The sequence below is a fragment of the Streptomyces sp. AC602_WCS936 genome (assembly GCF_019049125.1).
Lineage (GTDB): Bacteria > Actinomycetota > Actinomycetes > Streptomycetales > Streptomycetaceae > Streptomyces.
The window spans coordinates 1-14,239 of record NZ_JAGMUF010000058.1 but is presented as its reverse complement, the minus strand read 5'-3'; the positions used below and the strand labels follow the sequence as shown (position 1 = coordinate 14,239).

The 14,239-nt window shown below is 71.6% G+C and carries 10 protein-coding genes; 4 read left to right on the top strand and 6 right to left on the bottom strand.

Going from position 1 to position 14,239, the window contains the following annotated elements; translation table 11 throughout:
* Positions 1 to 18: 18 nt before the first annotated feature.
* Positions 19 to 4,902 (top strand): DNA repair ATPase, encoded by a 4,884-nt coding sequence (locus KUM03_RS20590; RefSeq protein WP_217250746.1) that lies wholly within the window; start codon positions 19 to 21, stop codon positions 4,900 to 4,902.
* Positions 4,903 to 4,939: 37 nt separating this feature from the next.
* Here KUM03_RS20590 and KUM03_RS20585 read toward each other — a convergent pair whose 3' ends face one another.
* Positions 4,940 to 6,478, bottom strand: coding sequence for a sodium:alanine symporter family protein (locus KUM03_RS20585; protein WP_217250745.1), 1,539 nt, complete (start codon positions 6,476 to 6,478; stop codon positions 4,940 to 4,942).
* Between the two features lie 413 nt (positions 6,479 to 6,891).
* Here KUM03_RS20585 and KUM03_RS20580 point away from each other — a divergent pair, with 413 nt between their 5' ends.
* Positions 6,892 to 7,302, top strand: a complete 411-nt coding sequence (locus tag KUM03_RS20580; protein ID WP_217250744.1) for a four-helix bundle copper-binding protein — start codon at positions 6,892 to 6,894, stop codon at positions 7,300 to 7,302.
* Positions 7,303 to 7,310: 8 nt separating this feature from the next.
* Here the strand turns inward: KUM03_RS20580 and KUM03_RS20575 are convergent, their stop codons facing one another.
* The 5 genes from KUM03_RS20575 to KUM03_RS20560 form a co-directional block, all read right to left on the bottom strand.
* The gene (locus tag KUM03_RS20575) at positions 7,311 to 9,398 is read right to left on the bottom strand and encodes a toll/interleukin-1 receptor domain-containing protein (RefSeq protein ID WP_217250743.1); all 2,088 of its coding nucleotides are present in this window, start codon (positions 9,396 to 9,398) and stop codon (positions 7,311 to 7,313) included.
* 191 nt (positions 9,399 to 9,589) lie between these two features.
* Positions 9,590 to 10,339, bottom strand: a complete 750-nt coding sequence (locus KUM03_RS20570; protein ID WP_217250742.1) for a hypothetical protein — start codon at positions 10,337 to 10,339, stop codon at positions 9,590 to 9,592.
* A 121-nt stretch (positions 10,340 to 10,460) separates the two neighbouring features.
* On the bottom strand, positions 10,461 to 11,345 hold the full coding sequence (locus KUM03_RS20565; protein WP_217250741.1) for a hypothetical protein: 885 nt from the start codon (positions 11,343 to 11,345) through the stop codon (positions 10,461 to 10,463).
* Positions 11,346 to 11,621: 276 nt separating this feature from the next.
* Positions 11,622 to 11,759, bottom strand: coding sequence for a DUF397 domain-containing protein (locus KUM03_RS38480; protein WP_374225354.1), 138 nt, complete (start codon positions 11,757 to 11,759; stop codon positions 11,622 to 11,624).
* Entirely contained in the window at positions 11,716 to 12,630 is a 915-nt protein-coding gene (locus KUM03_RS20560; protein WP_217250857.1) for a helix-turn-helix transcriptional regulator, read from the bottom strand. The genes KUM03_RS38480 and KUM03_RS20560 overlap by 44 nt, the downstream gene beginning before the upstream one ends.
* Before the next feature lie 150 nt (positions 12,631 to 12,780).
* Between KUM03_RS20560 and KUM03_RS20555 the strand changes: the two genes are divergently transcribed.
* On the top strand, positions 12,781 to 13,239 hold the full coding sequence (locus tag KUM03_RS20555) for an ATP-binding protein (RefSeq protein ID WP_217250740.1): 459 nt from the start codon (positions 12,781 to 12,783) through the stop codon (positions 13,237 to 13,239).
* 55 nt (positions 13,240 to 13,294) lie between these two features.
* Positions 13,295 to 14,107: a hypothetical protein gene (locus KUM03_RS20550; protein ID WP_217250739.1), complete on the top strand. Its 813-nt coding sequence runs from the start codon at positions 13,295 to 13,297 to the stop codon at positions 14,105 to 14,107.
* Positions 14,108 to 14,239: the final 132 nt, after the last annotated feature.

The following is a 14,239-nucleotide window of genomic DNA, read 5'->3' as shown; positions in this document are numbered from 1 at the left end:
CTTCCTGAGAGGGACTTCATGACCACCGCCCTGGACACGGGTACGTACGAGGTGCTGCGCGACCGCCTCACCGCGCAGGCCGCCGAACTCGCCCGCCGCGCCGAGGCGCTGAACGCCCGCCGCGTCGAGGAGTTCGGCTCCCTGCGCCTGGAACTGGCCGGCACCGAGCAACTGCGCACCGGGTCGGCGTGCGTGCCGCGCGACCTCGTGTCCGTCGGCGACGTCCTGCTCTTCGGCTACAACACCGTCCCCGGCCGGGGCCCCGACACCGCCGTCGGCGACGTCCTCGCCCTGCACGACCGGACCCTGGACCGGCTGCCCGAGGACGCCGTGCCCGGCCTGCTGGACGACCCCGCCTTCGTCCGCGAGTTCGCCGCCCTGCACCGCTACTTCCACCAGGCCCGGCTCCTGCGCCTGAGCCGCGTCGAGGACAAGCTGCTCGCCGTCTTCCGGACCGGCGAGAAGGCGGACGACATCAGGGTCCTGCGCTGGGAGCTGACCGACGACGGCCGGGCGTCCTTCCTGGACGCCCGCGGCGACCGCGACCACGTCCTGGCGCCCGCCCACGACTTCACCTGGACGGTGACGACCCGCGAGGACCACGTCCTGGGCCGCCACCCGCACGTCTCCATCGAGGGCGAGGTGTTCGTCGAGACGCTGAACGGCACCCTGACCGTCAAGGCCGAGGACGACACCGACACGGACGAGGGCGTGTACGCCGAGCCGGTCGACGAGCCGCTCCAGTCCCTCGCCGACGCGCACATCGCGTACGCGCGCGTGGGCGCCCTGATCCTCGTGGACGTCCGCCCCTACAAGGAGGACGCCCACCGCTACCTGGTGTTCAACACCCTCACCAGGACCGCCGTCCGCCTCGACGGCATCGGGCGGGCCTGCCGCCGGCTGCCCGAGGACCAGGGCATCGTCTTCGCGGGCGGCTACTGCCTGGCCACCGGCACCCACCGGACGTTCGACGGCGTCGACACCGAGGGCATGGAGTTCGAGCGGACGGTCCGCTCACCGAACGGCGAGGACGTCCTCTTCGCCTTCCACGCCCGCGCGGCGGGCCGCCATCTGCTCCTGCCCTACAACGTCATCCGCAAGGAGGTCGCCGCCCCGCTGACCTGCCACGGCTGGGCACTGTCCGACGACGGCACCCTCCTCACCCTGCGGGCGGCCGGCGCCGAGCCGCAGCGCGTGCACCCCGTCCAGCGGTGGGCCTCCCCGTACGTCTCCGACACCCACGCCGCCGCCCGCCCGGCCGGCACCGGTCCGCTCGCCCGGGTCGGCAACCCCGACCTGGTGCGCGGCATCTCCGACTGCCTGTCCGTCACCCGCGCGGTCGCTGAGACCACCCCGACCGGCGAGGTGTACGAGGCGCTGGTCGCGGCCTGCGTGCGGACCGCCGACATCCACCACTGGCTGTCCGAACCGGACCTCGGCGCCCTGCACGAGCCGCTCACGCAGGTGCGGGTGACCGCCGAACAGGTGCTGGCCGAGTTCGAGACGGTCCAGGCACTCACCCGGCAGGCGGCCGACGCGCTCACCGCGGCGACGGCCCGCGTCACCACCGTCGTACGACGCCTGCGCGGCGAGACCCCGCGCTCCGCCGCCGCATGGGTCTCCGGACTCACCGAACTCCGCCAGGCGCAGGGCCGGCTGCTCACCCTCAAGGACATGCGGTACGCGGACACCGGCCGCGTCGACGAGCTGGCCGCGGACGTCGAACGCGACCTCGCCTCCTTCGCCCAGCGCGCCGTGACCCACCTGGCGCACGAGGACGCCTTCGCCGACCACCGGGCCGACGTCGAGCAGCTCGTCGCCGACGCCGAGGCGATCACCACCGTCGCCGAGGCGGAGCCCGTCGCGGCCCGCCTCGACGAGCTCGCCGAGAACCTGCGCACGGTCACCGACGTCGTCTCCGGCCTCGACATCGGTGACGCCACCGTCCGCACCTCCGTCCTGGAGCGGATCGCCGAGGTCCTGGGAGGCGTCAACCGCGCCCGTGCCACGCTGGACGGCCGCCGCCGGGCGCTCGGGGACCGCGAGGGCCGGGCCGAGTTCGCCGCCGAGTTCGCGCTGCTCGGCCAGGCCGTCACCGGCGCCCTCGCGGCGGCCGGCACCCCCGAGGAGTGCGACGAGCAGCTGGCCCGCCTGCTCGTGCGGGTGGAGAACCTGGAGTCCCGGTTCGCCGAGTCCGACGACTTCCTCGCCGAACTCGCCGACAAGCGCGACGAGGTCCACGAGGCGCTCTCCGCCCGCAAACAGACCCTCGCCGACGCCCGCGCCCGCCGCGCCGAGCGCCTGGCCGACTCCGCCGACCGGGTGCTGGCCACGATCGCCCGCCGGGCGTCCGCACTCGCCGACGCGGACGCCGTCACCACGTACTTCACCTCCGACCCGATGCCCGCCAAGGTCCGCCGCACGGCAGACGAACTGCGCTCACTCGGCGACGAGATCAGGGCGGAGGAACTGGACGGCCGCCTGAAGTCCGCCCGGCAGCAGGCCCTGCGCGCACTGCGCGACCGCACCGACCTGTACGCCGACGGCGGCCGCACCGTCCGCCTGGGCGGCCACCGCTTCGCGGTCGGCACCCAGTCCCTCGACCTCACCCTCGTCCCCCAGGGCGACGGCCTGGCCTTCGCCCTGACCGGCACGGACTACCGCGCCCCGGTCACCGACCCCGAGTTCGCCGCGACCCGCCCCTACTGGGACCGCCCGCTGCCCTCGGAGTCACCGGAGGTCTACCGCGCCGAGCACCTCGCCGCCCGCCTCCTCGACGAGCACGGCCCGGCCGCCCTCGCCACCGCCGACGACCTGCCCGCCCTGGTCCGGCAGGCCGCCCAGGAGGCCTACGACGAGGGCTACGAGCGCGGTGTGCACGACCACGACGCGGCCCTGATCCTCGCCGCCCTCCTGCGTCTGCACGAAGGTGCCGGGCTCCTGCGCCACGAGCCGTCCGCCCGTGCCGCCGCCCAGCTCTACTGGGCGCACGGCACGACGGCCGGGGAGCGCGACGCCTGGACCCGCCGCGCCGTCTCCCTGGCCCGCGCCCGCGACACCTTCGGACTCGCCCCCGCCATCGCCGACCTGGAGGAGGAACTGGCCACCGCGATCGGCACCCGCGCGGCGGCCGCCTACCTCTTCGAGGAACTGACCTCCGCCCCCGACGGCTTCGTGATCAGCGCCGGCACCCGGACCCTGCTCGACAAGTTCCGCCGTACGGCGGGCGACTCGGCCTACGACGACGACCTGACCGCCCTCACCGACCCGGCCGCCCGCAGACAACTCGTCGAGGCGTGGCTGACGTCGTACACCACCGCGACCGGCACCGACCTCGCCCCGGGCGACCTGGCCGAGGCGGTGGCCGCCGAACTCTGCCCCGGACTGCCCCGCTACGAGTCGGACGCACCCCTGACCGAGACCGTCACCGGCCTGCTCGGCACCCACCCCCGCATCCACGGCGACGACCGGGCCCTGACCGTCCGGATAGACGAACTCCTCTCCCGCACCAGCGACTTCCGCGTCCGCGAGGTCCCCGCCCACCGCGCCTACCAGCGTCGCCGCGCGGCCCTGGTCGCCGCCGAGCGCGGCCGCCTCCGCCTGGACGAGCACCGGCCGCGCGTGATGTCGGCGTTCGTGCGCAGCCGGCTCATCGACGAGGTCTACCTCCCGCTGATCGGCGACAGCCTCGCCAAGCAGCTCGGCACCACGGGCGACGCCAAGCGCACCGACACCGGCGGTCTGCTGCTGCTCATCTCCCCGCCGGGCTACGGCAAGACGACCCTCGTGGAGTACGTCGCCGACCGGCTCGGCCTGCTGCTGGTGAAGGTCAACGGCCCGGCGCTGGGCCACACGGTGACCTCCCTCGACCCGGCCGAGGCCCCGAACGCCACCGCCCGGCAGGAGGTGGAAAAGATCAACTTCGCTCTCGAGGCGGGCAACAACACCCTCCTCTACCTGGACGACATCCAGCACACCTCGCCCGAACTCCTCCAGAAGTTCATCCCGTTGTGCGACGCCACCCGCCGCGTCGAGGGCGTGCGCGACGGCGAGGCGCACACCTACGACCTGCGCGGCAAACGGTTCGCGGTGTGCATGGCGGGCAACCCGTACACCGAGTCGGGCAGCCGCTTCCAGGTGCCCGACATGCTCGCCAACCGCGCCGACGTGTGGAATCTCGGCGACGTACTGACCGGCAAGCGGGACGTCTTCGCCGCCAGCTTCGTCGAGAACGCCCTGACCGCCAACCCGGTCCTCGCCCCGCTCGCCGGCCGCGACCGCGCGCACCTGGAGCTGCTGCTCCGGCTGGCCGGAGGCGACCCGGCCGCGCGCGCCGACCGGCTGACCCACCCGTACGAGCCCGCCGAGCTGGACCGGATCACGGCCGTCCTGCGCCATCTGCTCACGGCCCGCGAGACCGTCCTCGCGGTCAACGCCGCGTACATCGCCTCGGCCGCCCAGTCGGACGCCACCCGCACCGAGCCGCCCTTCCGGCTCCAGGGCTCCTACCGCAACATGAACAAGATCGCCCAGCGCATCCAGCCGGTCATGAACGACACCGAGCTGTCCGCCCTGCTCGACGACCACTACACGGCCGAGGCCCAGACCCTGACCACCGGCGCCGAGGCCAACCTGCTGAGGCTCGCCGAGCTACGGGGCGCGCTGACCGCCGGCCAGTCCGCCCGCTGGGCGGAGCTGAAGGCGGCGTACGTCCGCACCCAGGCCCCCGGCGGCCCCGAGAACGACCCCCTCACCCGCGCCGTGGCCGCCCTCGGCCTGCTCGCCGACCGGGTGGCGGCCGTCGAGTCGGCGATCAACCGGGCCACCGACCCGCGCCACCTCGTCGCGAACCCGCCCGCCCGTCATGGCGAACGGCCCAGTACTCACCAAGGCGCGAGGTGAGCACTGGGCCGTTCCGGAGCCGGGCCGCGTGAGGCGGTCAGACGGTGGTCTTCGCCGACTCCTGGTCGTCGTCGCCGTCCCCGGTGCTCCCACCGGCCTTCCGGGCGCGGACGTACTCCAGGAAGCTGTTGAGCTCCCGCTTGACGACCGGCGCGAGCAGGTAGAGGCCGACGATGTTGATGACGGCGAGCGTGAAGAGGAAGGCGTCGGCCATGCTGATCAGGGTCTGCAGGGTCAGCAGCGAGCCCGCGACGGCGAAGAGCGTGTAGACGACCTTGTAGGTCACCTCGCTGGCCCGGCTGCGGCCGAAGAGGTACGTCCAGGCCTTGAGGCCGTAGTAACCCCAGGTCAGCACCGTGGAGACCGCGAACAGCAGCACCGCGACGGTGAGGATGTACGGGAACCAGGGCAGGACCGTCTCGAAGGCGTCGGAGGTGATCGTGACGCCGCCGATGTCCTCGCCCGCGCGGGCCTCGCCCCAGCTGGCGGGGTTGGCGATGACGATGGTCAGTGCGGTCATCGTGCAGACGATGACGGTGTCGATGAAGGGCTCCAGCAGCGCGACCAGGCCCTCACTGGCGGGATGCTTGGTCTTGACCGCGGAGTGCGCGATCGGCGCGGAGCCGAGGCCCGCCTCGTTGGAGAAGGCGGCCCGCTTGAAGCCGATGATCAGCGCGCCGAGCACACCGCCGGCGACTCCCTCGGGATTGAAGGCGCCCTCGACGATGGAGACGACGGCGTCGGGGACGGCGGTGATGTTGACCAGGATGACGATCAGGCACGCGACGATGTAGATGCCGGCCATGGCGGGCACGAGCCTGCTGGTGACGTTGGCGATGGAGCGGATGCCGCCGAGGAGCACGATGCCGACCAGCGCGGCGATCAGGATGCCGAAGAACAGGGCGCCGGCGGAGGAGCCGAGCGCGCCGTCCTCGCCGCCGGTGACCGAGACCAGCTGCGCGTAGGACTGGTTGACCTGGAAGAGGTTGCCGCCGAAGAGGCCGAAGAAAAGGATCAGGAAGGAGGCGAGGACCGCCAGTACCTTTCCGAACGTCTTGCCGTTCTTGCCGAAGCGTTCGCTCATGCCCTTGGGCAGGTAGTGCATCGGGCCGCCGGACACGGTGCCGTCGGCGTGCACCTCGCGGTACTTCACGCCGAGGGTGACCTCGACGAACTTGGTGGCCATGCCGAGCAGGCCGCACAGGATCATCCAGAACGTGGCACCGGGACCGCCGATGGAGACGGCGACGGCCACACCCGCGATGTTGCCGAGTCCGACGGTGCCGGAGACGGCGGCGGTCAGCGCCTGGAAGTGGTTGACCTCACCGGCCGACCCCTTCTCGTCGTACTTCCCTCTCACGACGTCGACGGCGAGCCGGAGCTTGCGGAACTGGATGAGCCCGAACCAGCCGGTGAAGACCAGTCCGGCGACGACGAGCCAGGCGACGATGAGGGGGAGGTCGGTCCCGCCGACGGGAACGGCGTAGAAGACGACCTCCCCGAGCCACTTGGCTATGGGCTCGAAGAATCCGCTGACGGCTTCGTCGACGGACTGGGTGACGGATTCGAGTGACACTGGCTACCTCGATGACGCGGGGGTGGCGGGCTGGGGACTCTCGCCGGATGAGCGGTCTCTGAGCGAACTTCGTTGTCCGATGAGCGAACCCGTGCATCACGGCCCGGCTTCGGACCGTGATCGTCCCGGGCTGTGGTGCGCGTGCAGGCCGACCTTCCGCGGTGCGACGTTCTGTCGATTCACCTGCGGGGTTGCGCAGTTCTACCACGTCTTTGCCAAACGTTTAGTGGCCTATCTCACATCACGGCCCGTGACCAGCGGAAGTCCCAGCTGGTGAGATCGGACCGTTATCCGGGGCGGGAGATGGGTGCTGGAGGCACGTATATACGGGCCGGTCCGGCTCAGCCGTTTGTGCCACGCGGCGGGGTGATACCCGGCAGGCATCGACCGATCCGAACCCGAGGAGAGCCGCCATGACCACCACCGTCAACGACATGCTCCGCACCTACCCCGCCGACCTGGGCGGGGTGGACCGGGAGGCCATGGCCAGGTGCATCGAGGAATGCGTCGCCTGCGCACAGGCGTGCACCGCGTGCGCGGACGCCTGCCTCTCGGAGGGCATGGTCGGCGACCTCACCAAGTGCATCCGCACGGACCTGGACTGCGCCGACGTCTGCAACGCCACCGCGTCGGTCCTGTCCCGGCACACGGGCTACGACGCCAACATCACGCGAGCCGTCCTGCAGGCCTGCGCCACCGTCTGCAAAGCGTGCGCCGACGAGTGCGCCACCCACGCCGACACGCACGAACACTGCCGGGTCTGCGCGGAAGCGTGCCGACGCTGCGAGCAGGCGTGCAACGAGCTGCTGGCAAGCCTGGGCTGAGCCGCAGCTCACTCAGGGGGTGAAGAAGGAGCCAGGAGGTCGACGCCGCACAGGGCTGCGAGTTCTTCGGCGACGGACGTGAGCGGCTCTTGCAGCCCGGCCAGGTCCGCACGCATTTCGGGGGAGCGTTTCCAGTTCCTTTCATGCTCGACGGGGCTGACGTCCGGCGGTCGAGTCGCTTCATGTTCCTGAAGCGCTGGGTGCCAAGTGGTGAGGAAGGGACGCAGATGGGTGTTGGTCAGCCGCGCGGCGACGGCGGGGAGGGTCAGCGGGATGGCGGTTTCGGTCGCGACTCGGTGGAGCAGCTCGCGTGTCGTGGCGAACAGTGAGTGGAGGGAGGTCAGCGCTTCTCGCAGGGACCCGTGCTCCCGGGGAAGCGGCTGGACACCGACTCGGGTGACCAGCTCGACCTGGAGATCGAAGGCAGCCGCTCGTTCCAGCGGGCTGGGACGAGCGGCGACCGAGGCGGTGGGCGCGAGCCCGGCCGGGGCGGAGGTGCCCGGAACGAGCATGTGCAGGAGCACTCGACGGAGGTCTTCCTGACGGGCCCCGTTCCTGTCATGGCGGTGCACGGCTCGGGCGAGCAGCGGATGGATGGTCCAGGACCGGTCGCGCAGCGGCTCGTGGCGCAGCGCGCCGGATCCGCGAAGAGCTTCCACGGCCTCCGAGACGAGGGCACCCACGTCCCACGGGGCATAGGGGCCGATGGACGACAGGACGTTCTCGAGAGTCGACTGGGACAGCGGTGCCGGACAGGCCAGAGCGAGCAGTCGCAGGACGTCGTCCGTCGGGTCCGCGCCGGAGAGCGGCCGTGCCAGCAAGGCCGTGGCGAGGGGACGGCGAGCCGGAGCGCCGGTACCGGCCGCCGGTCGGTGGGTCGCCAGCACGTCGGGGCCGTGGGCGTGCAGCCGGTTGCGTACGTCGGCGAAGCCACCGGTGGCGGCGAGGTCGGCGAGGAGATCCAGCGCCTCCGGATGCCCGCCGACATCGCGGACGAGCGCGAGCGCGGCAGCGTGTTCCAGCTCGTCCTCGGGCGCTCGGCGGGAAGTGAGGAGGTGGTAGCCGTCGGCGTCCGACAACGGGGCCACGTCGACGCACTCGGCGAAGGCCGAGTACCGCAGGGACCGCGTCGTGATCAGAGTGGCCGTGAGCAGGTGCGGCCCGCGCAGGAGACTGAGCTGGTCCGCGGTGAGCCCGTCGGGGACGCCGTCGGCCACCCACAGACAGGGCAGATCGCGCTCTCCCAGCGCGACCGCGAGGTGGCTGAGCAGCCCGGGCAGTGAGGACGTGGAGGCGGTCACCCGGAGGGCCGCCAGCACGGTGGAGACCTGTTCCGTGTAGGCCTCCATCGCCTCCGAGGGCCGCCCTTCGTACGGGTGCAGGTCGAACCAGAAGACGCCGCCGGGAAATGCCGAACCGAAGTGCAGGGCGTACTCCTGGGCGAGCAGCGACTTGCCCAGCCCGGGCATGCCACGCAGCTGCGCGCCGCGTCCTCCGCCGGCCTGGGCGACCAGCGGAGCACGGTGACGGTGGAGGGCCGTGTGGATGCGCCACTGCTCGGGCAGGCGGCCGGTGAAGCGGAACGAGCCCGTACGGGCCGGCGCGGGCAGCCACGGAACGACGGGCGCGTCCGCCGCGCCTCCCATCATCGTGGCGACGGTGCGCACGTGGTCGGCCACGCGTGCGGCGAGGCGGTCGAGCCCCTCGGGGGTGGTGGGCCAGGGCCAGTGCCGGGCGTCTCGCAGCTCGACCGGGTGCACGTGGTCGGAAGCGGGTTCGGGGTTGAGCACCAGTGTCCGCCGGCGGGGATCACCCTCGCGCTGACCGGTCAGGTACGCGTAGGTCAGCTCCCACTGGCACGCTCGCCGCTGCGGGTAGTCCGCCGAGTACAGGGCGAGCAGTATCCGGGAGTGGGCCAGCGCTTCCGTGATGGTGGCGGTGATGGAAGCGAAGTCGTCCACGGCGGTGTCGTCGACGAAGACGCGCAGGTCGCGGGCCTGGAGCGCGGACACCAGCGCGCCGATCTTGTCGGCGTCGGACCGGCTGTAACTGATGAAGACGTCCCACTCCCGTGCGGAGGCGTCGGACGTACTCATTTCCGCCTCCTCGTGGAGCCATCAGCCGACGGGCCGTTCCCTCCCTCTCGACGGCCGAAAAATCGATGGGGGGGGGTGCGTCATCTGCTTGGTCGCCAGGGGCTGGCGTACGAGGTTCCTGCACGGTGAAGATCGTCACCTCGCCATCATGCGACACCGAGTCCGCAGCGCCCCGTCACCGCACGGGGGCCTCATTCCCGCGGGCCGGTCGGCGCCCCGTCCTGCTGCGGCACCGTGGGACGGGCCTGCGCGGAGCGGCCCGAAGGGCGCAGATGCCGCTCCGGATCACGGATGCCGGCGATCTCCCCGAGCCCGATCACGTACGGCCGCAGCCGCACCTGCAGTTGGCGGAGCTCCGCGCGGAACGCGGCGTTCTGCGGCCACTCGGACTCGTCCCGGTCGGGGTGGCGCTCCTCGAACTCCTTCAGGCTGGGGTGCCACTTGGCCAGAAACGGCGCGAGTTCGAAGTTGAGGATGTCCAGGGCCAGTTCGTACACCGAGTCCCCCTTGGCAGGAGGAGGCGGCGTCGCGTGGCCCTCCAAGGGCTCCCGATAGAGGTCGAACAGCGCCTTGAGAGAGGCCAGTGCCTCGCGCAGATTCCCGCTGCCGTCCTCCAGCGGGCGGGTGGCGACCCGGGTGGCGGCCTGGAAGAACATCCGCTGAGCGGCCTGACGCATGTCCGTCTTGGTGGTGAACAGCATCTCGTTGCCGAGAAGTACGAGGCGGACCTCCGCCAGCTGAGCGGACCTGCGGTACAGCTCCAGACCGAGGGCCACGGCGACGCCGATGAGGCAGCCCACGATGACCGACAGCCGCTGCCCGCCGGTCTGGCTGATCGAGTACGCGGCAATACCGACCACGCTGCCCGTGACGCCGGCCAACACCGCACGTAACGCCATGCGGACCGCGCCGTTGCCGCCACTGCTGCTCCGCCTTGCCACCAGTTCCCCCAACTCTCGTGCTGCCGCCCGTCTGGCGCCACCTTAGAGCCGCAGCCCTGCCCTTCAGCCACGAAGGGAGTGTCGACTGCAACTCCGGCCGGACGGCACTCTGCCCGACGGCTCAACAGGCCGCACGCAGGCGCTCCCCGACGTGGTGCTCCCGGCAGCTCCGACAGTGCCCCGGCTCCTCGGCACGGAAGGCACGCTCGCAGCCGTCGCAGGTCTGGAACGGCAGCACGGTCGGACGCTCGACGGTCAGCGGGAGAGGCGGCGGGGGAGGCATGGGCAGCGGCGTTTCCCGCAGGCGGAACGCGAGGAAGCTCGCCGGGCGTGCCCGGAAGCGGTCGGGAAGCCGTACGGTCAGCAGCTCGGTGATCTCGTGTGCTCCCACTCCGGCCGCCAGCCACTCGGTCACGGCCGGCGCCAGGCAGGCGGCCTCCCGTGCGGAGAGGACGAGGCGAGCGTCGACCCGACGCAGGGCGGACAGCACGGCGACCGCCTCCGGATCGGCGTCGGCGAGCGCGGGGACCGGGCTCTCGGCCTCTTCGGGACCGGGAGCGGGGGTGGAACCGGGGCTGGGCGCCACCTCACGTTCCCGTTCCCGGGGCCGGGGCAGGGGCGGCGTCGGTGGCGTGGGCGGGCGGTCCGGACCGTCGTCACCGGGCACGTCGTAGAAGTACGTCCGGGTGCGGATCTGCCCGGAGGGCATTCGCTCGCGTCGCCGTTCCAGGTACCCGGCGGCCTCCAGCTCCCGCAGGGCGCGCGAGATCAGGATCTCGCCCTCGCTGAAGTGCTCGCACAAGGCGGCGATGGTGACGGGGGCACCGGTGGGCAACGACAGGATGTACACGGCCACGCCGACCGTGACCGCGCTGCCGCGCCGCTGGGCGAGGGCGTTGGAGATCACGGTGAAGTCGGCCGTCAGCCGGGTGCGTACGTGGATCACACCGGAGGTCGGTGCTCCGGCGTCGGCGCGCAGGCGCGCGTTAGACTGCGAGTCAGCCATCGGGAAGGGTCTTCTTCCTGGTCGGTTAGGCCCTCGTCCGGGACGGCGAATCCTGGGCGGGGGCCGCTCTGTTGTGGGTTCGGTGGTGTGCTCTCGCGGCGAACGTAACGGCCCGAATCCCGCACCCGCAAGCCAGTCACCCGCACGGGTGACACGCGCGCATCGACGCGGGGAGGGTGGGTGGGCGGGTAGTTCTTTCCCCGGTTCTTTGGGGAGGTCAGTGGCCCACCGGCACCTCGCGAACGAGGCACCGGCGGACCCGGAGCACAGCCCGGCTCAGAGGTGGCGACGACCGCCCTTGACCTCACTTATGAACGCGGCCCAGGAGCCGTCCCCGAAGGAGACCACGGGACCGCCCGCAACCTTGCTGTCACGAACGGGCACGACGCCCGTGAATCCGTCGGCGACCTCCACGCAGTCGCCGCCCTCCTGGTTGCTGTAGCTGCTCCTGCGCCAGGCGACGCCGTTCGGATCGGGAAGGAACGTTCGCTTCACGGTAGTAGCCCTCCATCGCGGACCGGATCATGTCGAGCGACATGACTGTGGGCAGGGCATCCGCCCGGACCCGATCGTAAGTCCCGGAGAAGTGCCCGACCTCGGCCGGTTCCTCGACGAGTTGGCCGTAGTGCGCGCCCTCCGTGTAGGCGACCTCCGAGCCGTCCGGCAGCGTCAGAACCGTCAGCGAACCGCCCAGCGCGTCGTGCCCGCCCTGCTCGAACGGCAGTACCTGCACCCTGATGTGCGGCTCCGCCGCCGCCTCCACCAGCCGCTCCAACTGCGCCCGCATGACCTCGCCCCCGCCGATCGGCCGCTTGAGCACCGCCTCGTCGAGCACCACCCACAGCTCCGGCCGCCCGGGAGCCGTGAGCCGCTCCTGCCGCCCCATGCGGGCGGCGACCCGTTCTTCCAAGTGTTCGGCGCCGTTCAGCGTCATGCCGAGGCTCAGCACGGCCCGCGCGTACTCCTCCGTCTGCAACAGACCGGGCACCAGATGCGCCGCGTACTGCCGGACGGACACCGCCCGTTCCGAGTGGGCGATGAACGCGCGCGACCAGTCCGGAAACGCCTCCCGGTACACGTACGGCCACAGCTCCACCAGCAGATCCTCCGCACCGAGAGCCGCGTCCAGCGCCCGCGCCAGCTCCAGCGTCGGTTTGGCCCCGGACGCCCGCTCGATCTGCGTGATCCGGGTGCTCACCACATGCGTCAGCTCACCGAGTTGGGCCTGGGTGAGCCCGGCCGCGATCCGGAGTCTGCGTACCCGCGCCCCGAACAGGCTGGCCATCGACTCGCTGGGATCAATTCCCTTGACCAAGGCTTCACTTCCGTTCCTTACGTCCTGAAAGGTAAGGCTGTGCCCCCTGTTGAGGGTATGACGATCGGTCGATGCTTGAGCACGGAACGTGACGACTCGACCGAATGAAACGGACCGACCGTGCTGCCAGAAACCTCCGCACCAGGAGCCGACCTCACCGCCCAGTTCCCCTCGACCCCGAGAGGTGCCCAGCTGGCCCGGCACCACGCCGTCCGGTGGATGGAGGCCCTGGGCCACGCACCGGCGTCGGACGTGTCCTGCACCGTCGCCCTCGTCGTCGGTGAACTCGCGGCGAACGCCGTGCAGCACGGCCGCGTCTTCGGCCGCACCGTCAGCGTCCGGCTCGCTGCGGATGAGGCGGCGGAACTGGTCCGCATCGAGGTGGCGGACGCTGCCACGAACCGATGTCCGCCCGCCGCACCGCCCTCGCGCTGCCCCGAAGGGGAGTCGGGCCGCGGACTGCTCCTCGTGGACGTCCTGGCCCTGCGCTGGGGCTGGACACCGCGCCGGCCGCTGGGGAAGACGGTATGGGCGGAGCTGCCGCTGAAACCGACGGAGGGGACGACGCCCGACGCCTGACGTGCACGCGTCGCTCTATAGTCACCGTGGACCGAAAACGTCGGGGGCGGGATACATGGGGCGTACAAGACCGTTGCTCACGGTCGTTTTGCTGAGCGCTGTCGGCGTGCTGGTGCTCGGCGCCTGCGGGACGCTCCGTGCCGGTTCCGACGGCGCGGCGACTCCGACGGAGCCGACGGAGTCGCCGCGCTGGCAGACGCTCGCGCCGTTCAGGGTGACCGCTGCCCGGCTCGCCGACGACCGGCGCACGCTCAGCGTCGACGCCGAGGTGCCCGGCGGCGGGAAGACGTGCGCGCGCGACGTGAAGGCGGTCGTCACCGACACGTCGGATCGCACCGTGTGGGTGCAGGTGACGTTCTCCGCCCTGACGGGCGGCACGCCGCGCGCCGACTGCCGTACGACCGCGACGGCCACGGCGAAGGTGCGGCTGCCGTCCCCGCTCGGCCACCGTGTACTGTCCGTGGGCAACTTCACGACGTTCACGGCGGACGGCGCCGACCTGCCGCACCTGCGCCTGTGCGGTGAACTCGGCTGCCACCCCGCGCCCACCGGCTGCACCCCCGCCTCCTACGACCAGGCTGTGACAGCCCTCGACGTACCGGACCACACCTCCCGCGGCGAAGAGCGCTGCGACGGAGAGTGGCTGGTGTTCGACGTCTCCTCGCGCATGGGCCCGGCCTGCCCCGAGGGCGCCGGTCCCGGCTGCGGGGCGAGCCACAGTGATCGCTGGTTCTTCCGGGCCGAGAAGTCGGGCTGGAAGCCGATCGCCCGCAGTACGAAGGGCGGATGCGCCGATGTACACGGCATCGAACCCGCCTTCCCCTCTGCCCTGTGCGCCGACCTCCCCCCGCTCAAGCGGTCGAACTAGACGACGCCAAGGACCCGCAGCTCACTCAGCGGCACCTAAGCGTTGTCCCGTAACTACTGATCGGTACTCGCGTCTGGTTACGTCAGCTGGGCGCCGTGCAGAGAGTTCGTAGCCGCTGATTCTCGGGTCGGC

What these genes read in the sequence shown, in the direction of transcription:
- KUM03_RS20590 (WP_217250746.1), top strand. Translation starts at nt 19, where the DNA reads ATGACCACCGCCCTGGACACGGGTACGTACGAGGTGCTGCGCGACCGC.
- KUM03_RS20580 (WP_217250744.1), top strand. Translation starts at nt 6,892, where the DNA reads ATGACCACCACCGTCAACGACATGCTCCGCACCTACCCCGCCGACCTG.
- KUM03_RS20575 (WP_217250743.1), bottom strand. Translation starts at nt 9,398, where the DNA reads ATGAGTACGTCCGACGCCTCCGCACGGGAGTGGGACGTCTTCATCAGT.
- KUM03_RS20565 (WP_217250741.1), bottom strand. Translation starts at nt 11,345, where the DNA reads ATGGCTGACTCGCAGTCTAACGCGCGCCTGCGCGCCGACGCCGGAGCA.
- KUM03_RS20560 (WP_217250857.1), bottom strand. Translation starts at nt 12,630, where the DNA reads ATGGCCAGCCTGTTCGGGGCGCGGGTACGCAGACTCCGGATCGCGGCC.
- KUM03_RS20550 (WP_217250739.1), top strand. Translation starts at nt 13,295, where the DNA reads ATGGGGCGTACAAGACCGTTGCTCACGGTCGTTTTGCTGAGCGCTGTC.